Raw genomic sequence first — 24,185 nt, forward strand, 5'->3', positions numbered from 1 at the left:
CCTCCGCCCCTGTGCCCAATGCCGTCCCCGTTCCCGGTGCCGCCCCCGTTCCCGGTGCCGTCCTCCGCCCCTGTGCCCAATGCCGTCCCCGTTCCCGGTGCCGCCCCCGTTCCCGGTGCCGTGCCCACGCCCGGCGCGCGGACCGGTCAGGGCCTGGTCGGCCTGGCCGAACGCGTCGCCCTGGCCGACGGGCGCCTGGAGCACGGGCCCACCGCCGCGGGTGGCTGGCGGCTGTCGGCCTGGCTACCCTGGCCGCCATGACCGCATCAGAGCCGTGGACGGTCGGCGTGCTCATCGTCGACGACGACCCGCTGGTCCGCGCCGGCCTGGTGATGATGCTGGGCGGCGCTCCCGACATCCGCGTGGTTGCCCAGGCCGGTGACGGCGCCCAGGTGCTGCCCCTGGTCGACCGGTACGCCCCCGACGTGGTCCTGATGGACATCCGGATGCCCGTGATGGACGGGCTGGCCGCCACCGAGGTCCTGCGCGCCCGCCCGGGTGCGCCGGAGGTCATCGTGCTGACCACCTTCGACGCCGACGACCACGTCCTGCGCGCCCTGCGCGCCGGAGCCGCCGGGTTCCTCCTCAAGGACACCCCGCCCGACGAGATCGTGACCGCCGTACGCCAGGTGGCCCAGGGCTACCCCGTGCTGTCCCCGGCGGTGACCCGGCGCCTCATCGCCCGGGTCGCCGACTCCGGCCACGACCTGCGGCGCACCCGGGCCGGGGACCGCCTGGCACTGCTGAACGGCCGCGAACGCGAGGTCGCCGTGGCTCTCGGCCAGGGCAGGTCCAACGCCGAGATCGGCGCCGTGCTCCACCTCAGCGTCCCCACGGTCAAGACCCACGTCTCCGGCATCCTCACCAAACTGGGCCTCAACAACCGCGTCCAGATCGCCCTGCTGGTCCACGACGCGGGACTCCTCGACGAACAGGAGTGACGGTCTGCGGATCCCGCGCTCCGGACAGCCTGGGACCCACCGTCAGGATCGGTGAGGCGCACGGCCTCCCCGGTCCCACGGGGGCCGGGAAGGCCACCACGGACGGCCGGTCTCCTCCGGCTCCCTCTCCCCGCTGTGCGACATGCCCCGGAAGGCAGCCGATGCCCCAGGACGATGCCAGCCAGAGCTGCCCTGGTCGCTGAATGTAATCTTATGACTACATTTCACGGAAGAGGTGCGGGCGATGGCAGACACGGGTGACGAGCAGGCGGACGTCCTGGGCGAACGGCTCACGCTGGGCACGGGCTTCGCCGAGGACGAACGCCCTGAGATCGTCGAACGGTTCACCGCCCTGGGAAAACGGCTGCGTTCCCATCCCCCCGACTCGGTGGACCTGCGGCTGAGCGTCAAGAACCGGGGCGGGGCCGAGCAGAAGGTGACCCTCGAATGCCGGCTCGCCGGCGTCGAGCCGCTGGTCGCCACCTCGACCGAGCCCGAGCTCTCCAGCGCGCTGACCGAGGTCCGCGAGGACCTGATCCAGCAGCTCGACAAGCTCAAGACCCGGAGGGACCCACGCCACGACCGGCCCCACCGGCCGTGACCCCGCCCGCCGTACGGCCCGCTCCGGCGGCGCCCACGCCACGACGGGCCCTGGTCCACCGGCGACAGAGGCGACACGCCCCGGGCCTGACGGCCGTGGTGCGTCAACGATGAGCGGCCATGCCGGGAATGTCGGATGCGGTAATCGCGCTGCGCCCTGCACAGCATGTGTGATCGTTTGAGGAGTCGTCATGACCGTCCGTGAACTGCGCCTGGTCGTCACCGCCGCCGACTACGACGAGGCGCTGCGGTTCTACCGCGACGCGCTCGGCCTTCCCGAGCGGGCCGCCTACGCCTCCCCCGACGGCCGGGTGACGATCCTGGAGGCGGGCCGGGCCACGCTGGAGATCGCCGACCCGGGACAGGCCGAGTTCATCGACCAGGTCGAGGTGGGGCAGCGAGTGGCCGGGCACATCCGGGTGGCCTTCGAGGTGGACGACTCGCCCGCCACCACCGCCAAGCTCGCCGGAGCCGGGGCCAAGGTGATCGCCGACCCCGTCCGGACCCCGTGGAACTCCCTCAACTCCCGCCTCGAAGGCCCGGCCGGGCTCCAGCTCACGCTCTTCACCGAGCTGGGCTCCGAAGAGGGATGACCTCCTCCCCAGGGCTGTGATCAGGGGTTCCGATGAACTCCCTGATCAGCTCGGTCAGCTCGGCGGGCCGCTCCAGCACCACCACGTGGCCGCTGTCGAGCTCGGCGTAGCGACTGCCCGGGATCAGGCGGTGCAGCTCCCTCGCGTGCTCGACCGGGACCAGGTAGTCCTGGGTGTTGCCGATGACCAGGGTGGGCGCGGTGATCAGCGGGAGTCGGTCCCGGATGTCGACCACCTGGCCATGCTCGCCTGGCCGGGGAAGGCGGAGAGCCCGCGGCAGGCGGCGAGGGGCGCGACCGCCTGAGCGGCGGGAGGTCCGTGACCGTCCTGCGGGACGTGACGGAGGCGGGCCTCCTCACGTCCCGCTCAGGCCCTTAGTGGCTCTTGGCCGAGCTGTTCCCCAGGGGCGCGTCGGGGACGGCGGCGCGCAGCCAGCGGGTGCCGTAGGGCTCAAGGGCGAACGTCACCCGGCCGTCGGAGGGCAGATCGAGGGTGCCGTCCACCAGCAGGTCGGTCAGCACCTCGCAGCGGTCGAGATCGCGCAGCACGAGCTCCACCTCCGCCTCCCGGTCAGCGAAGTTGTGGACGGCGATCACGGTGCCGCCCTCGGCGTCGGCCCGGTGGGCGAGCACCGCCTCGTCCCCGGCGTCCAGCACCTCGTAGTGGCCCCAGGCGAGCTCCGGCGACTCCCGGTAGCGCGAGACCAGCATGGTGATCCATTTGAGCATCGAGTCGGGGTCGCGGCGCTGGTCGTCCACGTTGACGTGCCGCGGGCCGTACTCACCGTCAGGGGTCGGCACGACGGTCTTCGGGTCGGGTGAGAAACCGCCGGAGCGGGACCACTGCATCGGGATCCGGACCGCCATCCGGCCCTCGGCCTCAAGGTTCTCACCGAGACCGATCTCCTCCCCGTAGAAGAGCACCGGCGTGCCCGGCAGGGAGAACAGGACGCTGTAGGCCAGCTTGAGACGGCGCTGGTCGCCGCCGAGCATCGGGGGCAGGCGGCGGCGCAGGCCACGGTCGTAGACCTGCATGTCCTTGTCCGGGCCGAAGGCGTCGAAGACCTCGTGCTTCTCGGCTTCGGTGAGCTTGTCCAGGGTCAGCTCGTCGTGGTTGCGGACGAAGGTGGCCCAGTGGGAGTCGTCGGGCGGGGCGGGCCGCTCGCGGAGGGAGTCGGCGAGCGGCTGCGGGTTCTGCCGGGCCATCGACAGGTGGAACCGCTGCATGCCGATGAAGTCGAAGCACATGGTGACCTGGTCGCCGTTGCCGTCGCCGAAATACTCCATCAGGTCCGGATAGGGCAGGTTCACCTCGCCCAGCAGGATCGAGGTGCCGTCGCGGCGGTTCATGAAGGCGCGCAGGTCGGCGAGGAACTCGTGCGGGTCGGGGCCGATGCCCTCGATCAGGAACGGCACCGCGTCCACCCGGAAGCCGGACAGCCCCAGCTCCATCCAGAATCCGACGATGCGCGCGATCTCGTCGCGGACCTCGGGATTCGCCACGTTCAGGTCGGGCTGGAACCGGTAGAAGCTGTGGAGGTAGTACTGGCCCGTCTTCTCGTCCAGTTCCCAGATGCTGTCCTCCTTGTCCGGGAAGACGAGGTCCTTGGGGTCGACGGGGTCGGGGTCGTCCTGCCAGATGTACCAGTCCCGCTTGGCGGAGTCCCGGCTGGAGCGCGCCTCCTTGAACCAGGGGTGCTCGTCGGAGGTGTGGTTGACCACCAGGTCGGCGATCACGCGGATGCCCCGGTCCCTGGCCGTGCGCATGAACTCCACGAAGTCGCCGAGGGTGCCCAGGCGGGGGTCGACGGAGTAGAAGTCGGTGATGTCGTAGCCGTCGTCGCGGTTGGGCGTCGGGAAGAACGGCATCAGCCAGATGCAGGTCACCCCGAGCCGGTCCAGGTGGTCGATCTGCTGGGTGAGCCCGCGGAAGTCCCCGATGCCGTCGCCGTTGCCGTCCTTGTAGGTCTCGACGTCCAGGCAGTAGACAACCGCGTTCTTCCACCACAGGTCAGCTGTGTAGGTCAGTCGCATGTCGGCGCTCTACCCGCACACGGGCCGTTTACCGGGTAGCGGGCGCTCACCTCGCCATGCCGGCATACGCCGTACCCGTACCGGAAGGGCTACGGTGGGACCGGACCCCTGGAGGAGAACATGCGGCAGTCGAGGCGCGGCGCGCCCTTGGGCTGGCTGCTCGCCCTCCTCCTCCCGCTGCTCGTCTCCGGTGGCCTCAACGCGGGCGGCGCGACCGCCCTCCTGGGGCACACGGCCGTCGTCGCCGTCTCCGGGGAGCATCAGCCCCTGTCCCGCCAGGTTCACGTCGGCGGGGAGCAGCACGCCTTCACCGGGGGTTCCATCGGGACCGGAACCGGGGGCGGCCACCCGTCCGCGGCCGGGCCGCCGGACACCCGGCACCTGTCCCGCACCCCGGGCTTCGACTCGCGTCCTGCCGGTGACGACGACCCGCGCCCGCTCGCGGCCCTGCTGGTCAGGCCCGGCCGGGCGCCCCCCTCCACAGGCGTCTGAAAGCACCTCGCAGCCGGCCTCTGAGGCCGCTACGGGTGCTTTCGCCGTACCCGGACACCTTTTCCCTGCCTGTGGAGGCTTCCATGTCGCGTGCCCCCGTGGTGCGCGCGGTGACGGCGTTCGCCGTCATCGCCATCTCCCTTTTCGTCGCGTTGACCATGACGCCGCGCCTCGGTCTCGACCTGCGCGGCGGCACCCAGATCGTCCTGGAGACGAGAGACTCCCCGACCGTCAAGGCCGACGCCGAGGCCACCGACCGCACCCTTGAGGTGCTGCGCCGCCGGGCCGACGCCCTGGGCGTGGCGGACGCGCCGCTGGCCCGCTCCGGCGAGCGGCGCATCATCGTGGAACTGCCCGGCGTGCAGGACCCGACCAAGGCCGCCGAAGTCATCGGCAAGACCGCCCAGCTCACCTTCCACCCCGTCATCGCCCTGGCGGACGAGGCGACCGCCCCGAAGAAGGGCGAGCAGATCATCTCCGACGAGGACGGCGTCAAGCTGCTCGTCGGCCCGGCCCGGCTCACCGGCGACGGGGTCGAGGACGCCCAGGCCGGGACCGATCCCCAGCAGGGCAGCGGTTGGTACGTCACCGTGGACCTGCGCGACGGGGGCCGCAAGGCGTGGGCCGAGCTGACCGGCGAGGCCGCGTGCAACCCGGTGGGCGACCCGAAACGGCGGGTCGCCATCGTGCTCGACTCCAAGGTCATCGTCTCGCCACAGGTCAACGACGGCGTCGCCTGCGACGTGGGCCTGCCGGGCAGTTCCACTCAGATCACCGGCTCCTTCACCGCCGAGGAGGCCGGAGACCTGGCCGTGCTGATCAAGGGCGGCTCGCTGCCGGTCCCCGTCGAGATCGTCGAGCAGCGGACCGTCGGCCCGACGCTCGGCGCGGCCGCGATCGCGTCCAGCGCCCAGGCGGCCGTCATCGGCGTGCTGCTCACCGCGCTGTTCATCGTGGTGGTCTACCGACTGGTGGGGTTCCTCGCCGCCATCGCCCTGGCCTGCTACGCGCTCATCTCCTACGCGGCCCTGGTGGCGCTCGGCGCCACGCTCACCCTGCCGGGCCTGGCGGGCTTCGTGCTCGCGATCGGCATGGCGGTGGACGCCAACGTCCTGGTCTTCGAGCGCGCCCGGGAGGAGTACGCCTCCGGGCCGAGGCTCCGGCCCGCGCTGGAGAAGGGCTTCCGCAACGCCTGGAGCGCGGTGGCCGACTCCAACATCACCACCCTGCTCGCGGCGGGACTGCTGTTCTTCCTCGCCTCGGGCCCGGTGCGCGGCTTCGGCGTCACGTTGAGCATCGGCGTGATCGCCTCGCTGGTCACCGCGATGGTCATCACCCGCGTGCTGGCCGAGTGGGCGGTGACGAGACGGTCGGTGGCGAAGCGGCCGGCACTGACCGGCCTGGCCGGCATCGGGCGCGTCCGGACCTGGCTGAACGCGCGCAAGCCCGGCCTGATGCGCCACCGTACGGTGTACTTCGTGGTCACCGGCGTGCTGGTGGTCGTGGCGGTGGCCGGGGTGGCGGTGCGGGGGGTGAACTTCGGAGTGGAGTTCACCGGCGGCCGGCTGGTGGAGTACTCCACCAGCGTCCCGATCACCGCCGACGCCGCCCGCGAGCTGGTCGGCGACGCCGGGTTCCCGAACGCGGTGGTGCAGGCCTCGGACGCGGACATCTCCGTACGGACCGGCCAGATCGGCGCCGCCGACCTGGCGAAGATCGAGGCGGCTCTGGAGAGCGGCGCCGGGCAGATCACCAAGGAGCGCGACGAGCTCATCGGCCCCAGCCTGGGTGACGAACTGCGCCGCAACGCGATGATCGCGCTGGCCGTCGCGCTCGCCGCGCAGCTCCTCTACCTGGCCTTCCGGTTCCGCTGGACGTTCGGGCTGGCGACGGTGCTGGCCCTGGTGGTGGACGCGTCCATCGTGGTCGGCGCGTTCGCGTGGCTGGGCAAGCCGGTGGACGGGGTCTTCCTGGCCGCGATGCTCACCGTGATCGGCTACTCGGTCAACGACAAGGTCGTGGTCTTCGACCGCGTCCGCGAGCTGTGGGGGATGCGGCCCAGGACTCCGTTCGCGGAGGTCGCCGAGACCGCGATCCTGCAGACCGTGCCCCGTACGGTGAACACGGGCCTGGGCGCGCTGTTCATCCTGGCCGCGCTGGCCGTGCTCGGCGGTGACTCACTGACCGACTTCGCGGTGGCGCTGCTGATCGGCATCGTCGTCGGCACGCTGTCATCGGCGCTGGTCGCGGCGCCGCTGGCGATCGAGTTCGAGAAGCGCGGTTCCGCACCGCCGCCGCAGCCCCCGCGCAAGCGCGCTTCCGGGGTCCGCGAGGGGTCGGGCGCCGTGATCTGAGCCGGTCCGCGCCGGCCTGAGCCTGGTCCAGCCGGCCTGAGCCGGCCTGAAAGGGACTGAGCTGGACTGGGCTGGACTGAGGGGACGGAGGGAACGGAAAGAGACAGGAAAGGTGCGGGCCTGTGAGGGCCCGCACCTTTCCTGTTTCACACGCTGAACGCCTGTCCTACCCGCGTCCCGCTCGACCGTACCGATCGGCTCTCGGCCTTCGCGGTCTCACTGGTCTAACCGGCATCACTGGGCTCACCGGTCTCCGTCACCGGGTCGGTGAGCCCGGATCACCTCGCCCTGACAGTGATCAGAAACACCAGGTCACGCAGGACGGAAGGGACTGGTAGGCAGAGAAGGATCGGATGGTGGGAACGGCGTGGAAGGTCGGGATGGGACGGAAGGTCGGGATCGGGCGGAAGGTCGGGAAGACCCCGACGACGACGGGCCGACCGGCCGGCACACGCGTCACTTCGGTGGACGATCCGGGAGGACCCTGCGGGCCTTCAGGACCCTGCGGACCCTCAGGACCGGCGGGACCCTCAGGACCGGCGGGACCCTCAGGACCGGCGGGACCCTGCGGACCCTCAACGCCTCCAGGACCGGCGGGGCCTTCAGGACCGGCGGGGCCCTCAGGTCCAACAGGACCCTCAGGACCGGCAGGACCCTGCGGGCCCTCGAAACCCTCGGGACCTTCGGGACCCTCAGGACCGATGGGGCCTTCAGGACCCTGCGGCCCCTCAGGGCCTTCAGGACCGGCGGGACCTTCAGGACCGGCGGGACCCTCAGGGCCGGCAGGGCCTTCAGGACCGGCAGGACCCTCAGGGCCGGCAGGGCCTTCAGGACCGGCAGGACCCTCAGGACCGGCGGGACCCTCAGCTCCGGCGGGACCGGCAGGGCCTTCAGGACCAGCGGGACCCTCAGGACCAGCGGGACCCTCAGGACCGGCAGGGCCTTCAGGGCCGGCAGGGCCTTCAGGGCCGGCAGGGCCTTCAGGGCCGGCAGGGCCTTCAGGGCCGGCGGGACCCTCAGGGCCGGCAGGGCCTTCAGGGCCGGCGGGACCCTCAGGACCAGCGGGACCCTCAGGACCAGCGGGACCCTCAGGCCCCTCAGGGCCTCGCGGACCCGTCAGGCCGCGCGGGCCCGCAGGACCGGTGGCACCGGTCGCACCGGTGGGACCGGCGGGACCGGCGGGTCCGGGCGGACCTGCGGGACCTTCGGGGCCACGCGGGCCGACGGGCCCCGGCGGAACCGCACAGAGGGACAACGGCAGATGAAGCCACTTGCACAGCGGGATGTAGCTCTGCGCAGCCGAGTCGGCGGTCGGCCGCGCGGGGCTGGGCTGGTTGACCTGTGGAATGGCAGGAGCGGGATTCTGCCAGTAACCGACGACAGAGTTGCAGAGAGGATGGGAAGGCGTCACCACAAGAGCAAGTGCCGCCGAATTACTGCAGAAGGGATCGCTTATCCCATAGCGGGCATGTGCCTCATTCATCGGCCAGGCCGGCACTACACCGGCACTTGCCGGAGCAGGCATCTGAACGAGAACGGCCCCGGCGAGCGCGCCGCCGGCCAGGATGCGTTTCATAAGGGTAGACACAGCGTCTTCTCTCTCCTCTTCCACTCGCCGAAAACCCGGAGAGAACACTTTTGAACCGACCGGGGACAGCCGGAAACAATGCCCCCCGAATCCAGTTGATGCGCCTGAAGAGAAACGCGCGTTTCTTTGCCCTCCATCAATGCAACTCGTCAAACAAAAACCAATGTGCTTAGTGCATGAATAGTCGTATCAAGCACCTTATATTCGCGTAACGCCGACACCACGGCCGAATCTCCGGAATCCGGAACCTCCATGACCGCACCTCCACAGGCGGCCGCCCGGATCACCAGACGGCGGGGCGGCCGGGAGAGGGGGCACGTCCGCGGTCACCGGGGACCGCAGCGGGTGTCCGGGGCGCGTCTCCGGCGCCACGGCCGGAGCGGAGGGCGCCCTCCTCAGAGAGCCGGTCCCCCGCTAGTGTGCTTGGCGTCTGATTCCCTGCTGCCGGAAGGCGGATGCGCTCGTGGCGGACGACTACGCGACGACTTTCAAGATTATCGACGTCGACGGTGACGGCCTCATCTCGGCCACCGAGATGACGCGGCTGATGGAGGTGCTCGGCCAGCCGATCACCCCCGAGGCCGCCGAAGCCGCCATCGCCAGGATCGACCTGGACGGCGACGGGCTGATCTCCCTGGAGGAGTTCGGCGGCTACCTCAAATAACCCCACCCCTCCCGCCGGATGCCCCCACATGTTGCATTTGAGATAAGAACAAGCGTTTGCTACTTGCTCAAAGTGTCAATGAGATCAGAATGTGAGGCGCACTCCGACGGGAGGGTCTATGACGATAAGAGAAGATTCCAAGCTCGTTGTCACTGGGTTCGGCGACCGGAAGAGAAGGTCTCACGAGCTGTCTGACCAGCGGCTATGGAGATCCGCTCCGGCAGAAGTGGCCAGGTTGCTGAGACCGGGCCTGTCCGAGGTCGCCGACCAGGTGATCAAGGAGATCACGGTCCGGATCCCCGAGTACTCCCGGCCTTCCGACGAGATCTACATCAAGGCCATCCGGCTCGCCGTGGACGAGGCCCTGCGCCAGTTCGTCGACCGGATCGAGAACCCGAGCACGCCGTGGGAGCCCGAGGTGTTCCGCACCATCGGGCGCGGCGAGGCCAACGAGGGCCGCAACCTCGACCCCCTGCAGACCGCGATGCGGCTGGGCGCCCGGGTGGCCTGGCGGCGGCTGACCGAGCACGCCGAGCGTCTCGGCCTCACCCCGCAGCACCTCTACGACCTCGGCGAGGCCATCTTCGTCTATCTCGACCAGCTCGCCGACGCCGCCGCCGAGGGCTTCGACGAGGCCAGGGCCCGCGCGGCCGGAGAGATCGAGCGTCGCCGCCACCGGCTGATGGACCTGCTGCTGAGCCAGCCGTCGGCCTCCCCCGACGCGATCGCCGACCTGGCCAAGACCGCCGGATGGCGGCTGCCCAAGACCGTGGCCGGAGTCGCCCTGGACGCGCACTCCCGAGGCTACCGCGCCCCCTCACTCCCGCCCGACGTGCTGTCCGGCCTCGACCGGCCCGGTCCCTGCCTGATCGTCCCCGACCCCAACGGCCCCGGCCAGGCCCAGACCTTGGAGGCCGGGCTGCGCGGCTGGAAGGCGGCCGTCGGGCCCGCCGTACCGCTGGCCGCCGCCGCGACCTCGCTGCGCTGGGCCCGCGAGGCGCTGGATCTGCACCGGCGCGGGGTGCTCACCGAGGAGCGCGGCGTGCTCCGCTGCTCCGACCACATGGCCACCCTGATCGTGTTCAAGGACGAGGAGCTGGTCAGCGCCCTCACCGAGGTACGGCTGGCGCCCCTGGCCCACCTGCGTCCCAGCCAGCAGGACCGGCTGGCCGAGACGTTGCTGGCGTGGTTGCGGCACGGCCGGGGCGCCGGCGAGGTGGCCGCCCGGCTCCACGTGCACCCGCAGACCGTGCGCTACCGGCTGCGCCAGCTGGAGGAGCTCTACGGCGACCAGCTCAGCGATCCGGACATCCGGTTCGAGCTGGAGATCGTCCTGCGCGCCAGGCAGTCCGTCAGCTCCGGAACAGCCTGATCCGGTCCTCGCCGATGCGCTCCCTGAGCGCCTGGTCCTCGACGCCGAGGTCCTCGGCGGGAGCCAGACCCAGCACGCCGACCTTGCCGACGTGCTCGTTGAGCTGTACGGCACGGGCGGCGTCGCCGGTCCGGTCGAGGGGGTAGACCTTGGACAGGGTGGGCTGCAGCGCGCCCAGCGAGAGCAGCCGGTTGACCTCGTGGCATTCCTGGTAGTTCGCTCCGTGCGAGCCGACGATCCGCTTGAGCTTCATCCACAGGTGCCGGTTGTCGTACTCGTGGGCGTAGCCGCTGGACGATCCGCAGGTGACGACCGAGCCGCCACGCCGCGCGACGTAGACGGACGCCCCGAAGGTCTCCTTGCCGGTGTGCTCGAAGACGATGTGCGGGTCCTCCCCGACCTGGCGGCGGACCTCCGCACCGAGCCTGCGCCAGGCCTTCTCGTCGTTGAGGTGCTCGAACTGCGAGCGGTCCACGACGTGCTCGCAGCCCATCCGGCGGAGCAGGTCGGCTTTCTCGCCGGAGCTGACCACGCCGACCGGGACGCCGCCGCCGTTCTTCACCAGCTGCACGGCGTACGCGCCGAGCCCGCCGGTCGCGCCCCAGATCAGCACCACGTCGCCCTGCTTCATCCGGGAGCCGCGCTCGCTGACCAGCATCCGGTAGGCGGTGGAGGCGCACAGCATGTTGCAGGCGGCCTCCTCCCAGGTCAGGTGCCTGGGCTTGGGCAGCAGCTGGGTGGCCCTGACCACCGCGAACTCGGCCAGTCCGCCGTAGTTGGTCTCGAATCCCCAGGCGCGCAGGTCGGCACCGAGCATGGAGTCGGCGTGGGTGATCGGGTCCTGCTCGTCCACGTAGGCGGGTGAGACGACGACCCTGTCGCCGATCTTCCAGCGCCGTACGGCGGCGCCCATCCGGACGATCACCCCGGAGGCGTCCGAGCCGAGCACGTGGAAGCTCTGGTCGTGCCGGGGGTCCTCGCGCCCGAACCGCTCCAGGAAGGCGAACGTGGGGATCGGCTCGAACATGGCCGTCCACACGGTGTTGAAGTTGATGGCGCTCGCCATGATCGCGACCAGCACCTCGTCCGGGGCGAGCTCCGGCATCGGCACGTCGTCCACGTGGATGGACTTGGTGATGTCCTTGTCGACGTCGTCGACGCCGTGCGGGCGCCGCCCGAACATGCCGACCTCGTTCTTGCGGGTGTGGGCGGCCCGGAAGGTCGTGGGGACCTCCAGGCGCGCGAGCTCCTCCGGATCGGCGCCGTCGACGACGGCCTGTGCGAGTGTCATAGCTGGCCTCCAAGGTGAGCGGCGATGACTTCGACGTGGGGCGGGTCGAGCAGGTTGAGATGGTGCGACCCGGGGATGGTGACGATCTCCAGCTCCGGGCTGAACGGGCCGAATCCCCTTGCGGGGTCGTCGGTGTGGGCGTATCGGATGTCCTCCACCGCCCAGGGGGTCGGGTCCGTGGAGCGGTAGAGCACCACGCGGCCCCCGTAGGTCCCGGCCCGGTAGCCCTCGATGGCCCGGGTGTCCTCGTGCGAGGTGATCTGGTGCCGGAGGATGGCCTCCCCCAGCAGGTCCAGCACCCCCGACTCGGCGACGCGCGCCTCCACCAGCGCGAGCTGGCCGGCCTCGCTCAGGCCCGCGAGCTCGTCGTGGGACAGCCGGACGCGCACCCCGTAGGTCCGGGCGAGGTAGGCGGCGAAGTCCGCGTACCTCCTCGCCGCGATCTCAGCCCGCTCCGCCGCCGCCACCTCGTCCGGCAGGCCCGAGTCGATCATCGCCACCAGCTCCACGTTCTCCGCCCCGAGCTGCCGCGCGATCTCGAACGCCAGGATGCCCCCGAAGGACCATCCCCCGACCCGGTACGGCCCCTCCGGCTGCACCTTCCTGATCTCCGCCACGTACCGGGCGGCCCGATCGCTCACCCCCGCCTCCGCGCCGAGGCCCCCGACGTCGTCCAGCCGCTCCAGCCCGAACACCACCCGGTCCGTTCCCAGCGCCCCCGCCAGCAGCGAGTACACCCCCGTGGTCCCCCCTGCCGGATGTCCCAGGAACAGCGGAACCTGCCCGCCTCCCGCCGTCACCGGCACGCCGGTCGGCGGCACACCCCGCGCGGGCACGCCGGGCGGCGGCGCGGCGCGGCGGGCGGCCAGGTACGCGTGGGCCGCCGGGGTCAGCGGGCGGACGACGCCCCGGGCGGCCTCCTCCTCGTCGATCTCCCGGAGCAGGTCGGCGACCCGGGCCCCGGTCAGCGCGCCCTCTGCGGACAGCTCCCGGCCGGTCTCCCGGCTGAGGACGTCCAGGACGACGGGCAGGACATCGGCCGGGATCTCCTCGGTGACGCCGGGCTCGCGCCCGAGGATCCGGGTGAGGGCCACGACGACCTGCCGTTCCGCCGCGTCCCTGGGCTCGACCGGGCGCGTCCCGGCGGTGGCGCCGTGAATGCCCAGCTCGGCGGCCACCGCCATGGCGACGTCCGCGAGCGTCGCCCCCTGGAGCAGCAGGGCGGTGGGCACGGCCACCCCGAAGTCGTGCTCGATCATGCCGCGTACCCGGGTGGCCGCGAGCGAGTCCAGGCCCGCCTCGGTGAGCACCGTGCTCTCCTGGAGCCAGGCGGCCTCGAATCCCAGCACGACGGCCGTCCGCTCCCTGACCTTGGCGACCACCGCCTCCACGGCCTGGCCGGGCTCCATCGAGGCCAGGGCCTCGGCGCCCGCCCACTCACCGCCGGTCGCGACCGCCCCCGCCAGATCCGCGAAGTACGGCATGCGCGCGATGCCGGGGAAGGCGGCGACCGCCGCAGCCGCGTCCAGCCGCAGCACGCCCGCGGCGACCGTGCCCCAGGACAGGAGCGCCTCCAGCGCCTCGACGCCCTCGCCCGGCGTGAGGGGCGAGACCGCGGGCAGCGCCGCCTGGCCCGCCCCGCCGACCTCTGCCCACGTGCCCCAGTTGATCGCCGTACCGGGCAGCCCCTCGGCCCGGCGGAGGTCGCACAGCGCGTCCAGCCAGGCGTTCGCCCCGGCGTAGGCCGCCTGCCCCGGCGACCCGAGCAGCGCCGCCGCCGAGGAGAACGCCACCCACCAGTCGAGTCCGGCGTCCCTGGTCGCCTCGTGCAGCTCCAGGCCGCCGCGGACCTTGGCCGACCAGACCCGGCGCAGGTCCTCGGGGCCGACGTCGGTGACGAGGCGGTCGTCCAGCACGCCCGCCGCGTGCACCACCCCGCGCAGCGGCATCCCCCCGGCCGTCACCGTGTCGACCAGTCCCCTGGCCACGCCCGGCACGGCCAGGTCCCCGGTCACCACCTGGATGTTGGCGCCCAGCGCCCGCAGTTCCCCGATCGTCCCGGCCCCCTCGTCCGATGGCCCCGACCTGCCGCCGAGCACGATCCGGCCGGCTCCCCGCTCGGCCAGCCACCGGGCCACCACCAGCCCCAGCCCGCCGTACCCGCCGGTGATCAGATAGCCCCCGCCGCGCCGTACCACCGGCGTGCCCTCCCCGGCGCGACGCCGATCATCGGCGTCCGGGACGGCGGACAGGCGGGCGGTGTGGCGGACGCCGTCCCGCCAGGCCACCTCGTCGTCCGGCGCGTCGGCCGCCAGCTCGGCCAGGAGCGCGTCCGGGCCGTCCGCGTCGATCAGGCAGGCACGCAGCCCCGGCTGCTCGAAGGCGAGGACCCGGACGAGGCCGCGCAGCGCGGCGGCGCCGGGGTCGCCCGGCTCTCCCGCCAGTACGGCCTGGGCCCGGTGGGTGACGAGCCGCAGGCGCGTCCCGGTCCCGGCGAGGTCGCGGGCGATCCGGGTGACGGCGAGGAAGAGGGTCTCGGCGCCTGCCGGGTCCAGGCCGCCGGGGACCAGCACCACGACCTCGTCGGCCGCCGGAAGGGCGGGGGGCGCCCCCTGGACCGGCCCGGCCTGCGCGGGCGGCTCCGGGACCGGCCCGGTCTGCGGGGGCGCGGAGCGCTGGGCGGGGACCAGGGAGGGCGGCGGCCCGGCCGGAGTCACGCCGGGCAGGTCGAGGTGGTGGACGTCGTGCCCGGCGGCGGCGAGGCCGGAGGCGAGGCGCCCGGCCCGCGGATCCCCCTTACCGGCCACGACGAGCCAGCCGCGGACCGGGCGCGGACCGGATCCATTCCCCGCCGATGCGGCCTCGACACCTGGCGCCGGCGCCCACACGCGGGCCACGAGCTTGCCCGCCAGCGGAACCGGTACGGCGGTGGCGGGGATGTCCCTGGTCAGCAGGCCGGCCGGGGTGCCGTCACCGCCCAGCCGTCCGATCGCCACCGGCACCCCCGAGGAGTCCCGCAGCCGCTCGGCCAGTTCGGCCGGGCTGGGGACGGCCCCCGCCGGGGATGGATCGGGTGCGACGGTCGCGGTGCCGTACCGGATCCAGACGCCCGCGGCGTTCTTGGCGTCGATCCCGATCTCGCCGGACGGGGTGAGGGTGGTGGTGATCGTGGCGGGCAGCGGCAGCAGCGCGTCCAGGGTGACGTCGGTCAGCTCGGCCCGGCCCAGGACCCCGGCCGCCGCCGCCTGGGCGAGGGCCGCCACCGCGGCGAGCGGCAGGACCGGCAGGCCGTGCAGCCGCCAGGCCGAGGGGTCCAGGCGCCAGGGGGCGTCGGAGAGGTCGTCGACGGTCGTGGTCCACACGTGCCCGGCGGGGCTCTCGACGTGCACGCCGAGCAGCCGATGGCTGCCGGGCGGGAGGGCGGCGCGGCGGGGGGCGGAGAACCAGTGGCGTCCGTGCCGCCAGGGCGAGGGGGGAAGGTCGACGAGCCGGCCGGAGGAGGCCGCGACCGGCGGGGGCATGGCGATCACGGTGGCGGCGAGCTGGGGATACAGCTCCTCGTCGTGCCCTCTGCGGAGGGAGTGGGTGATCACCGTGCCCGCGGGGAGGGAGTCGCGCAGGGGTGCGGCCAGGACCGGGTGCGGGCTGATCTCGGTGAACACGGTGTGGCCGTCCTCGGCGGCGGCCTGGAGGGCGGTGAGCAGGCGCACCGGACGGCGGACCCCGGCGGCCCAGTAGGCGGGTTCGAACGTGGGGATCTCGCGGGGGTCGTCGAACACGGTCGAGTAGAACGGGATCTCGGGCTTGCCTCCGGCGACGGTGGCCAGCGCCTCGCGGAGCTTCGGCAGGAGCGGCTTGACCTGGGGCGAGTGCCCGGCGCCCTCGGCGGTCAGCACCCGGGCGAGCAGACCCCGCGCCTCGACCTCGGCGGCGAAGGCCCGGACCCTGCCGGGGTCGCCGGTGACGACGCACTGCCTCGGCGAGGAGTGGACGGCGACGTGCAGATCGCCGGGGACCTCGTCCGCAGCCACCTCCAGCACCGCCATCGCCCCGCCTCCGCCCAGCGTCCCGAGCAGCGCGGCCCGGCGGCAGATCACCCGGACCGCGTCCCGCAGCCCGATGCCGCCCGCGACCACGGCCGCCGCGACCTCCCCCATCGAGTGCCCGACGACCGCCGCGGGCCGTACCCCGTGCGACCTCCAGAGCTCGGCCAGCGCCACCTGCACCGCGAAGATCACCGGCTGTGCCGTGGCCACGCCCACGGCGTCCAGCCCCCCGGCGACGATCTCCCGCAGCCCGATGCCCGCCTCGTCGCCGAACATCGGATCCAGTCCGTCGATCACCGCGGCGAACACCGGTTCCTCGGCGTAGAGCCGGGCTCCCATCCCCGCCCACTGCGRGCCGTAGCCGGAGAACACCCACACCGGTCCCCGCCCACCGGTCACTGCCGCTCCGGTGACGCCCCCGCCCGCCTGTACGGCCCGCAGCCCGGCCAGCAGTTCCGCCCGGTCCCCCGCCACGACGGCGGCCCCGGCCCGCCCGCGCCCGGCCCGCCGGGCGAGCGTGTGGGCGACGTCGCCGAGCGCGACGCTCTCCCGCGCGTCCGGGTCGGGCGCGGTCCTGGAATCGACCCAGTCCGCGAGCACCCGGGCGTGGTCCCGGACCCGCTCGGCGGACACGTCCGTGAGCAGGAACACCTTCGCCCCCGGCCGGTCACGCCCGGCCTCCCCACCGTACCGCTCCGTGGACGGTCCGGCCGCGACGGTGGGGGACGGGGGCACGGGCGCGGCGCGCTCCAGGACGATGTGGGCGTTGGTGCCGCCGAAGCCGAAGGAGGACACCCCCGCCCGGGGGTGGTCGCCCGGCCAGGGGGTCGGGGCGGTGACGACCTTGAGGCGGTCCCAGGGGATGTGCGGGTTGGGCCGCCGGAAATGGATGCTGGGCGGGATCACGCCGTGGTGGAGGGAGAGGACGGTCTTGATCAGGCCGGTGATCCCCGCCGCGGCCTCAAGGTGGCCGAGGTTGCTCTTGGCGGAGCCGATGAGCAGCGGCGCGGTACGGCCGCCGCAGAGCGCGGCGTCGATGGCGCGGGCCTCGATGGGGTCGCCGAGGAAGGTGCCGGTGCCGTGGGCCTCGATGTAGTCGGGGCCCTCCAGACCGGCGTAGGCCGTGCGGAGCAGCTCCTCCTGGGCCTCGGGGTTGGGCGCGACCAGCCCGTTCGAGCGGCCGTCCTGGTTCACCGCGGTGGCGCGGACGACGGCCAGGATCCGGTCGCCGTCACGCTGGGCGTCGGCCAGCCGCTTCAGCACGGCGACGCCGCACCCCTCGGCCCTGACCATCCCGTCCGCCGAGGCGTCGAAGCTCTTGCAGCGCCCGTCGGGCGCGGTCCCTCCGCCCTGGTCGAACGCCATCGTGACCACCGGGGAGAGCAGCAGGTTGACCCCCGCCGCGAGCGCCAGGTCGCTGTCGCCCGAGCGCAGGCTCCGGACGGCGAGGTCCGTGGCGACCAGCGAGGAAGAGCAGGCGGTGTCCACCGACAGGCTCGGCCCGCGCAGGTCGAGCAGGTAGGACAGCCGGTTCGCGGCGATGCTGAACGCCGCCCCCGTCGCCGTCCAGGCGTCCACCTTCGCCGGGTCGGCGGTGGTGAGGTAGGCGTACTCGTTGCCGGAGATGCCGACGAACACCCCGGTACGGCTGCCGCGCAGCGACCGGGGGGCGACGCCGGAGTGCTCCAGCGCCTCCCATGCCGTCTCCAGCAGCAGCCGATGCTGCGGGTCCATGGTCTCGGCCTCGCCCGGGACGATCCCGAAGAAGTCGGCGTCGAACCCGGCCACGTCGTCCAGGAAACCGCCGTGCCGGGTGGTCGCGGCCAGCGCCTCCGCGGTGCGGGGGGATCCGTCGTCGAAGGCCGCCCAGCGGTCCTCCGGCACCTGGCCGACCGCGTCGCCGCCCGCCATGAGCAGCCGCCAGAAGTCCTCCGGCCCGTGTACGGACCCCGGGAGGCGGCATCCGACGCCGATCACCGCGATCGGCCCGCCGGGATCCGCCGTCCGGCCGGCGGCCGGGGCGGCGGCCGTACCGGTGGCGAGGCCCCGGGCGAGACGGTTGATCGTGGGGTACTCCCAGACCAGCGTGGGCCCCAGCTCCCGGCCCAGGAGGACCTCCAGCTCGCCGGCCACCGCGACCGCGTCCCGGGAGGACAGCCCGAACTCCTCCAGGGGGCGGTCGGGATCGACGTCCGCGAGGGGCAGACGGCAGCGGGTCGCGATCCGTTCCGTGAGAAAGCGGCGGATCTCGTCTTCGCCGAACATGTCCACGTGGCGACTCCCAAGAACACCCGAGGTGATCGGCAAACTTACAGAGACAAATCCGCATAAGGGAGCCCTGACAGACCACAATCCACCAGCGCGTTTTGTCACGATCGTGATAATGGCCACCCTTTCAAGGGATTTGTTCGGGCAGCTCAAACCCCTCGCGCATTTCGTTGCGAACACTCATAGCCGGACCCCGATGATCAGGCTTAAGGTCGCCTGCCACGGCCCCTGTCCCCAGGCCGGGTGGAGGAAAGAAATGCGACCTGCTCGACGTGGATTCCTGGTGCTGGCGACCGCTCTGCTCGTCGGGCTGCCGTCGGCCGCGCACGCCGCTCCGGGCTCGCCGTCCGGCAAGAGCCCCTCCGGCCCCTGGCCGGCCGCGAAGCCCGGCGGCGCGCGGGTGGTGAAGGAGCGCTGGTTCGGCCTGCGCATGGTCGACATCACGGTGTCGTCGCCCTCGGTCAACGCGATGCTGCCGGTCCGGCTGCTGGTGCCCCGGGGCTGGTCGAAGAAGGCCAAACGCACCTGGCCGGTGCTCTACATGCTGCACGGCGGAGCCGACAACTACACCGCGTGGACCCGGATGACGGACATCGCGGCCATGACCGAGGACATGGACGCGATCATCGTGATGCCCGAGGCGGGCCGGGCCGGCAACTACACCGACTGGTACAACGGCGGCAAGGGTGGCGCGCCCGCCTGGGAGACCTTCCACACCTACGAGCTGCGCCGCCTGCTGGAGACCGGTTACCGGGCCGGTAGCCGCCGAGCCGTCGCCGGCCTGTCCATGGGCGCCTACGGCGCGATGAAGTACGCCGCGCGGCACCCCGGGATGTTCCGCTTCGCCGGCTCCTACAGCGGCGTCATGTCCACCCGCCTGCCCGGCATCCCCGAGCTCATCATGAACGCGCAGGCGGCCGAACGGCAGGACCCGAAGGCCATGTGGGGAGACCCGATCAGGAACCGGAACGTCTGGCGGGCCAACGACCCCGCCTACCTGGCCAGGAACCTGCGCGGGATGAGCCTCTACATCTCCAGCGGCACGACCAGCCGGCTCGGCGAGCTCGACCCGCCCGGGGCGCCGTGGAGCCCCGCCCATCTCAGCGAGCCGCTCTCCGCCTACACGGCCAAGGACCTGGTCGCCAAGCTCCGCCGGTACGGCGTCAAGCCCGTGGTGCACCTGTACAAGGACGGCACCCACACCTGGCCCTACTGGACCCGCGAGTTCAAGCGGTCCTTCCCGATGATCCTGTCGGCCCTCGGCCTGGAGGCCTCCTCCCCGCCGCAGGAGGACGAGGAGGACGAGGGCATCTGGGGCCTGCTCGGACACCGCTCCCCGATCACCGTCTCCGGCGGCGGGACCTCCCGTTAGGCGCCGGGCCACGCCCCGTCCCGGTCCGGCCCGGCTCCACTACCGGCCGGTCCCGCTCCCGGCCCGGCTCCACTACCGGCCGGCCCCGCTCCCGGCCGGCCCGTGTTCTACGCGGGCCGGCGGACGTAGACCTGGTGCCCTGTCTGGATCATGTCGAAAAGGGGCCGGGCGTTGTGGAGCGGGACGCGGATGCATCCGTGGGACGCGGGATGCCTCGGGACCCGTTCGGAGCCGTGGAAGCCGATGCCGCCGTTGAAGTACACGGTGTAGAACTGGTCGCCCAGAGGTCCGCTGGTCCATCCGGCGGTCCGCCACCAGGCGCGGAAATCGCCGGCGGGGGTGACCGCGACCCCGCAGTGGCCGTTCTTGCAGTAGGGCTTGCCGGTGCCGGTCGAGATATGGGTGATCAGCGCGGGCCTGCCGTCCTTCCACGCCGTGAGCAGCTGGCGGCGCAGGTCGATCTCCACCCTCACGGACCCGCCGGAGGGCACCAGCGGCCTGACGCGCTCCGGATGGGAGAGCGCCTGCCAGGTCGGCGGGTCGACCCGGTCGACGGCGGGCAGCCCGTTCGCCTTCTGGAAGGCCCATACGGCCATGCGCAGAGCGGGGCCGTACTCGGAGCCGGGAGGGCCCGCCTTGAATCCGAGCCGGTCGAGACGGCTCTGGACCTTCTCCACCAGGGCGCCCTCGTCGCCGGGGTGAAGGGTGGGGAACTGCGGCCGCGCGGGGGCGTCCCCGGAACCGGAGTCACGTCCGGAACGCGGGGCACTCCCGGCATGAGAGGTGTCCCCGGGATTCGAGACGTCACCGGGATGCGGCGCCGGGTGCCCGGAATGGCGCTGTGACGCGATACCGGTATACGCGAGGTCGAAGGGCGTGCACGCGGTCAGCATCAGGGCCGCGTTCACCATCAAAAAACACCGGAAACTTCTTCTCATGGTCACGTCCATCCACTGTCGGGAGAAATCATCAGAAGGAGTGGGAGTACTTACGGTCCTCCACGGCCGAACGCACCAGGCCGACGGCCTCCTGTGCGCAGCCCCAGGAGAAGCTGAATCCGGCCCCGCCGTGCGCGAAATTGTAGATGATCTGACTTTCGTCATCCCATTCCAGGCAGACGTTCTCATTCCTGAATGGCCGCAACCCCACCCGGACCGGCTCATCGGGGTCCAGTTCGGCGTTTCGCAGTGCGGGCATGAACGCCAGGCAGCGCTCATACATCTCCCGCACGGGCCCGTGGTTCTCCAGATCGATGTCCGTGCTCCACTCGTCCTTTTCCGCCAGCCCGCCGAGAACGAGGAGTCTCTGGTTGCGCGGCACGATGAAGACGATGTCCTGCTCGTTCCTTCCCTCGACGTGGGAGACGCAGTGGGCCTCGTCGATCCGGGGCCCGCGGACCCCGCCGTTGCGGACCCGCACCAGCGCACCGCGCAGGGGATACATGCCGACGCCGCGGAGCTGGGCGGTGCCGAGGCCCGCGCAGCAGACGATCGCCTCGGCGTCGAAGCGGTCCAGCAGCTCCGCCCTCCGCTCGGCGAGCAGCCCCTCGATCCGGTACCGCTTGACCCGCACCCCGTGGATTTTGACCTGCCGCATCAGCCACACCATGTACTGATCGGTGTCGATCATGGGCGCCATGTGGGAGTACGCGTCCACCACCCCGTAGTCGGGGCTGACGCCGTTGCGTTCGGCGAGCGACCGGTCGTGGACGAAACCGCGCACCTTCCCCGCGAGCTCCTGCATCTTGTGCAGGTCGTGCGGGCTCTCCTCGACGGGATGGCCGAAGTAGAAGTTCGACCTCCGCATGGCCACGCCGGGGACCTTGGCCCGGGCCAGCTCGTCGAACATCCTGTAGGAGGTGACGCACCAGTCCTTGGAGCGGGCGAGTGAGATCTGGTCGTGGTGGTAACCGCACACCGCGGGCGGCCACTCCCACAGCGCGCCCGCGACGACCGAGACGATCTCGGGCGCGAATCTCTCCGCGACCACGGTGACGCGGAATCCCTCTCTGGCCAGACAGAGCGCGGTCGTCAATCCACTCACTCCGGCCCCGACGACAAGCACCTTCGGCGAATTCGCGCGCACTTAGGAACGCCTTCTCTCTGAGTCCATCCGGCTCGATCGATTTTCTGACATGGCCGACCGCGGGAGGTCGTCGCGACAGACGCTGAAACTCTCCCAGGGTAAAACGCGGCACCGGTGGAATCCGGGACGGAGGCGGACTCGGGCCAATATTGACGTGCTTTTAGCCGGTCCTCGGCGTTACGACGGGCCGGCCGGGATCACCAAAGGCCGGATTGCCTACGTTGGGATTCAGGCTCGCCTATATGCCCCAGTGGGAACATTGGTGCGGGCAGGCAGATCCGGCCACCCGAATAAACACGGGGCAGTGCCGATGGATAGCGATATACGCGAATTTCGCCATGCAAATCACATGGCCGCGGAGCTACGTCCGGAGCACACGACCGGGCACCGCACAGCAGCTCACGGCCGGGGCTCACACGACCGAGGCCCGCACGGCCGCAACTCATGGTCAGGGCTCACACGACTGCGGACCGTACGGCCGGGGCTCACGGCCGGGGCTCACACGACCGAGGCCCGCACCCGGTGGACGAGTGCGGGCCTCCTGTCTCGGGGCCGGGCGCCGGGTCAGGCGGTGGTGAGGTAGACCTGGCTGAAGACCTCGGCGACCTTCTTGAGGTCGGCGGTCACGTCCACCTCGGGGGTGGTCGGGTTGTAGACGGCGGCCAGGCGGCGCTTGATCGGGTTGAGCTTCTTCAGCTCGTCCCAGGCGGTCAGCCGCTTCACCGTGCCCTGGGCGTCCTGGACGCGGGTCCAGAGGTTCACCTGCTGGGCGGCGCCGTCCATGACGGGGGTGGACGCCCGGGTGGCGACCTGCTCGGGGGTCACCTGGCCGACCAGGCCGGTCTCCTCGGCGGCGACCTGGGCCAGGACGTCCCAGGAGCGGGCGCGGACCTGGATCCACTGGTTGCGCTGGGCCTTCTCGGCGTTGATCTTCCAGGTCTCGTAGCCGCCGTACAGCAGGCCGGTGTCCAGGGTGAGCTGGTCGACGCGGCCCGCGCTCAGCAGCGACTCGACCTTCTCCGGGACGACCAGCGGGTAGCGCTTGCGCATCTCGGTCTTGCAGGCCTCCTCCGCGCCGCAGGCGAGTTCGGGCACCACCGTGTGCGCGCCCAGCCGCTTTCCGGGGGCCGCCTGGCGCAGTGCCGTGGAGGCGGCCGTGACGAAGGCGGTGACCTCCTCGTCCGTCTTGAACGTCGTGTTGTAGCCGAGCTGCGAGGTGAACCGGATCCCGGCCACCTCCGGCCGCGCGGCCAGCGCGCCGATCCGCTTGACGGCCGCGGCGAAGCCTTCGGCGCCCGCCTTCCAGTCGTCGGCCAGCTCGGTGTCGAGCCAGACCCGGACCCCGGTGGCCTTGGCGGCGGTGACCGCCTGGCCGGCGGGGGTCTGCGCCGCCGCGGTCACGTCCTGGGCGGACGTGGTGAAGTTCCGCGTGGCCGTCGTCGTGGTGGGCGAGGGGGAGGGGGTGGCCGAGCCGCTCAGCTCGGACCGGCTCGGCGTGCCGTCGCCGCCTTCGCCGGTCCCGTCGACCGAGCACTGCTGGCCGGTTTCACACTCGGGGGTCCCGCCGTCCTCGGCGCCCTCGGGTGCCGGGGAGTTCTCGTCACCGCTGATCTCCTCGCCCTCCAGCACCGGGCAGGAGCTGCCGGGGGCGGAGCAGTCGATGAACTGCCCGTCCGACGGGGTGGCCTCCTTGAGGTTGGCCCCGTCGTCGCTCGACCAGAACATCGCGACGCCGAGGGCCTCCTCCGGCTTGGCCAGCCAGTGGCACACGACGTAGGCCGGGGTGTCGGCCCCCATCAGGTCGTTGCAGCTACGAGGGTCGTCCTGCGAGTAGGCGGCGACCGCGGGGGTCACGACACCGAGGACCGTGAGCATGGCGCCGACGGCGAGGGCCCGCCGCAGAGTGAATCGCATGTCCTGAAACTCCCCGGTAAAGCCAGCCAAAACGATTGCCTCGCACTCTACAGAGATCACCATTCCCCCGACAGCCCCTGACAGGAAAACGTCAAATCACCGCCACATCGTGTCCATCTCCGGCACCGCGTGACAGAACCGGCCTCAGAGCCCCAGCGCCTCGCACGCGCGCGACACCCCGTCCTCGGCACGCATCCGCTCCCCCAGCCGGGCCGCCACCGCCCTGATCCGCCCGTCCCGTACGGCACGCGCGACCCTCCCGGCCAGCGCCTCCGCGGTGACCTTCCGCACCGGCAGCGGCGCGGGCCCCGCGCCCAGCAGCGCCACCCGGGCGCCCCAGAACGGCTGGTCGGAGAAGAAGGGACAGACCACCCCCGGGACCCCCGCCCGCAGCCCGCTCCCCGTCGTCGCTCGACCAGAACATCGCGACGCCGAGGGCCTCCTCCGGCTTGGCCAGCCAGTGGCACACGACGTAGGCCGGGGTGTCGGCCCCCATCAGGTCGTTGCAGCTACGAGGGTCGTCCTGCGAGTAGGCGGCGACCGCGGGGGTCACGACACCGAGGACCGTGAGC

At 72.0% G+C, this 24,185-nt stretch carries 15 protein-coding genes and 2 pseudogenes; 9 read left to right on the plus strand and 8 right to left on the minus strand.

Annotation, left to right across the window (positions count from 1 at the left end; translation table 11 throughout):
* From CA984_RS48165 to CA984_RS26815, 4 genes and pseudogenes are all read left to right on the plus strand, one after another.
* A pseudogene (locus CA984_RS48165) lies at positions 1 to 261 on the plus strand (sensor histidine kinase); the annotation flags it as partial.
* Positions 258 to 941 carry a response regulator gene (locus CA984_RS26805; protein ID WP_086576316.1) on the plus strand — a complete coding sequence of 228 codons (684 nt, stop codon included), beginning with the start codon at positions 258 to 260 and terminating at the stop codon, positions 939 to 941. The pseudogene CA984_RS48165 and the gene CA984_RS26805, both read left to right, overlap by 4 nt.
* 244 nt (positions 942 to 1,185) lie before the next feature.
* Complete coding sequence (locus CA984_RS26810; RefSeq protein ID WP_086576317.1) at positions 1,186 to 1,542, plus strand: hypothetical protein; 357 nt, start codon at positions 1,186 to 1,188, stop codon at positions 1,540 to 1,542.
* A gap of 190 nt (positions 1,543 to 1,732) precedes the next feature.
* Positions 1,733 to 2,134 carry a VOC family protein gene (locus tag CA984_RS26815; RefSeq protein WP_086576318.1) on the plus strand — a complete coding sequence of 134 codons (402 nt, stop codon included), beginning with the start codon at positions 1,733 to 1,735 and terminating at the stop codon, positions 2,132 to 2,134.
* On the opposite strand, the gene CA984_RS26820 is transcribed toward CA984_RS26815, so the two are convergent.
* Positions 2,106 to 2,369, minus strand: coding sequence for an alpha/beta fold hydrolase (locus CA984_RS26820; RefSeq protein WP_242676187.1), 264 nt, complete (start codon positions 2,367 to 2,369; stop codon positions 2,106 to 2,108). The genes CA984_RS26815 and CA984_RS26820 overlap by 29 nt on opposite strands.
* A 139-nt stretch (positions 2,370 to 2,508) precedes the next feature.
* Complete coding sequence (locus CA984_RS26825; RefSeq protein WP_086576319.1) at positions 2,509 to 4,167, minus strand: alpha-amylase family protein; 1,659 nt, start codon at positions 4,165 to 4,167, stop codon at positions 2,509 to 2,511.
* Between the two features lie 120 nt (positions 4,168 to 4,287).
* On the opposite strand from CA984_RS26825, the gene CA984_RS26830 reads away from it, so the two are divergent.
* The 4 genes from CA984_RS26830 to CA984_RS26850 all read left to right on the plus strand — a co-directional run bounded on the left by CA984_RS26830 (position 4,288) and on the right by CA984_RS26850 (position 10,637).
* Positions 4,288 to 4,659 (plus strand): hypothetical protein, encoded by a 372-nt coding sequence (locus CA984_RS26830; RefSeq protein ID WP_133061783.1) that lies wholly within the window; start codon positions 4,288 to 4,290, stop codon positions 4,657 to 4,659.
* Between the two features lie 83 nt (positions 4,660 to 4,742).
* Complete coding sequence (secD, locus tag CA984_RS26835; RefSeq protein WP_086576321.1) at positions 4,743 to 7,013, plus strand: protein translocase subunit SecD; 2,271 nt, start codon at positions 4,743 to 4,745, stop codon at positions 7,011 to 7,013.
* Positions 7,014 to 9,064: 2,051 nt separating this feature from the next.
* Complete coding sequence (locus CA984_RS26845; protein WP_031168267.1) at positions 9,065 to 9,265, plus strand: EF-hand domain-containing protein; 201 nt, start codon at positions 9,065 to 9,067, stop codon at positions 9,263 to 9,265.
* Positions 9,266 to 9,383: 118 nt separating this feature from the next.
* Positions 9,384 to 10,637: a PucR family transcriptional regulator gene (locus CA984_RS26850; protein ID WP_086576322.1), complete on the plus strand. Its 1,254-nt coding sequence runs from the start codon at positions 9,384 to 9,386 to the stop codon at positions 10,635 to 10,637.
* On the opposite strand, the gene ccrA is transcribed toward CA984_RS26850, so the two are convergent.
* Together ccrA and CA984_RS26860 are read right to left on the minus strand one after the other, a co-directional pair.
* On the minus strand, positions 10,618 to 11,928 hold the full coding sequence (gene ccrA, locus CA984_RS26855; RefSeq protein ID WP_086576323.1) for a crotonyl-CoA carboxylase/reductase: 1,311 nt from the start codon (positions 11,926 to 11,928) through the stop codon (positions 10,618 to 10,620). The two genes, CA984_RS26850 and ccrA, sit on opposite strands and share 20 nt — an antisense overlap.
* Positions 11,925 to 18,239 (minus strand): type I polyketide synthase, encoded by a 6,315-nt coding sequence (locus CA984_RS26860; protein ID WP_242676190.1) that lies wholly within the window; start codon positions 18,237 to 18,239, stop codon positions 11,925 to 11,927. The genes ccrA and CA984_RS26860 overlap by 4 nt, the downstream gene beginning before the upstream one ends.
* Positions 18,240 to 18,498: 259 nt before the next feature.
* Here CA984_RS26860 and CA984_RS26865 point away from each other — a divergent pair, with 259 nt between their 5' ends.
* Complete coding sequence (locus tag CA984_RS26865; protein WP_086576325.1) at positions 18,499 to 19,614, plus strand: alpha/beta hydrolase; 1,116 nt, start codon at positions 18,499 to 18,501, stop codon at positions 19,612 to 19,614.
* Between the two features lie 107 nt (positions 19,615 to 19,721).
* Here the strand turns inward: CA984_RS26865 and CA984_RS26870 are convergent, their stop codons facing one another.
* From CA984_RS26870 to CA984_RS26885, 4 genes and pseudogenes are all read right to left on the minus strand, one after another.
* A complete protein-coding gene (locus CA984_RS26870) occupies positions 19,722 to 20,525 on the minus strand; it encodes a L,D-transpeptidase family protein (protein ID WP_165781424.1) in 804 nt (267 codons plus the stop codon).
* A gap of 58 nt (positions 20,526 to 20,583) precedes the next feature.
* Positions 20,584 to 21,699, minus strand: a complete 1,116-nt coding sequence (locus tag CA984_RS26875; RefSeq protein ID WP_086576327.1) for an FAD-dependent oxidoreductase — start codon at positions 21,697 to 21,699, stop codon at positions 20,584 to 20,586.
* Positions 21,700 to 22,263: 564 nt separating this feature from the next.
* A complete protein-coding gene (locus CA984_RS26880) occupies positions 22,264 to 23,613 on the minus strand; it encodes a hypothetical protein (RefSeq protein ID WP_086576328.1) in 1,350 nt (449 codons plus the stop codon).
* Between the two features lie 144 nt (positions 23,614 to 23,757).
* A pseudogene (locus tag CA984_RS26885) lies at positions 23,758 to 24,018 on the minus strand (glycosyltransferase); the annotation flags it as partial.
* Between the last annotated feature and the right edge of the window lie 167 nt (positions 24,019 to 24,185).

The sequence above is a fragment of the Streptosporangium minutum genome, from assembly GCF_002149035.1.
Classification (GTDB): Bacteria; Actinomycetota; Actinomycetes; order Streptosporangiales; family Streptosporangiaceae; genus Streptosporangium; species Streptosporangium minutum.

Excerpts from the sequence above, each read along its gene's own strand:
- CA984_RS26805 (WP_086576316.1), top strand. The coding sequence starts at position 258 with ATGACCGCATCAGAGCCGTGGACGGTCGGCGTGCTCATCGTCGACGAC.
- CA984_RS26810 (WP_086576317.1), top strand. The coding sequence starts at position 1,186 with ATGGCAGACACGGGTGACGAGCAGGCGGACGTCCTGGGCGAACGGCTC.
- CA984_RS26815 (WP_086576318.1), top strand. The coding sequence starts at position 1,733 with ATGACCGTCCGTGAACTGCGCCTGGTCGTCACCGCCGCCGACTACGAC.
- CA984_RS26825 (WP_086576319.1), bottom strand. The coding sequence starts at position 4,167 with ATGCGACTGACCTACACAGCTGACCTGTGGTGGAAGAACGCGGTTGTC.
- CA984_RS26830 (WP_133061783.1), top strand. The coding sequence starts at position 4,288 with ATGCGGCAGTCGAGGCGCGGCGCGCCCTTGGGCTGGCTGCTCGCCCTC.
- secD (WP_086576321.1), top strand. The coding sequence starts at position 4,743 with ATGTCGCGTGCCCCCGTGGTGCGCGCGGTGACGGCGTTCGCCGTCATC.
- CA984_RS26850 (WP_086576322.1), top strand. The coding sequence starts at position 9,384 with ATGACGATAAGAGAAGATTCCAAGCTCGTTGTCACTGGGTTCGGCGAC.
- ccrA (WP_086576323.1), bottom strand. The coding sequence starts at position 11,928 with ATGACACTCGCACAGGCCGTCGTCGACGGCGCCGATCCGGAGGAGCTC.
- CA984_RS26865 (WP_086576325.1), top strand. The coding sequence starts at position 18,499 with ATGCGACCTGCTCGACGTGGATTCCTGGTGCTGGCGACCGCTCTGCTC.
- CA984_RS26870 (WP_165781424.1), bottom strand. The coding sequence starts at position 20,525 with ATGGTGAACGCGGCCCTGATGCTGACCGCGTGCACGCCCTTCGACCTC.
- CA984_RS26880 (WP_086576328.1), bottom strand. The coding sequence starts at position 23,613 with ATGCGATTCACTCTGCGGCGGGCCCTCGCCGTCGGCGCCATGCTCACG.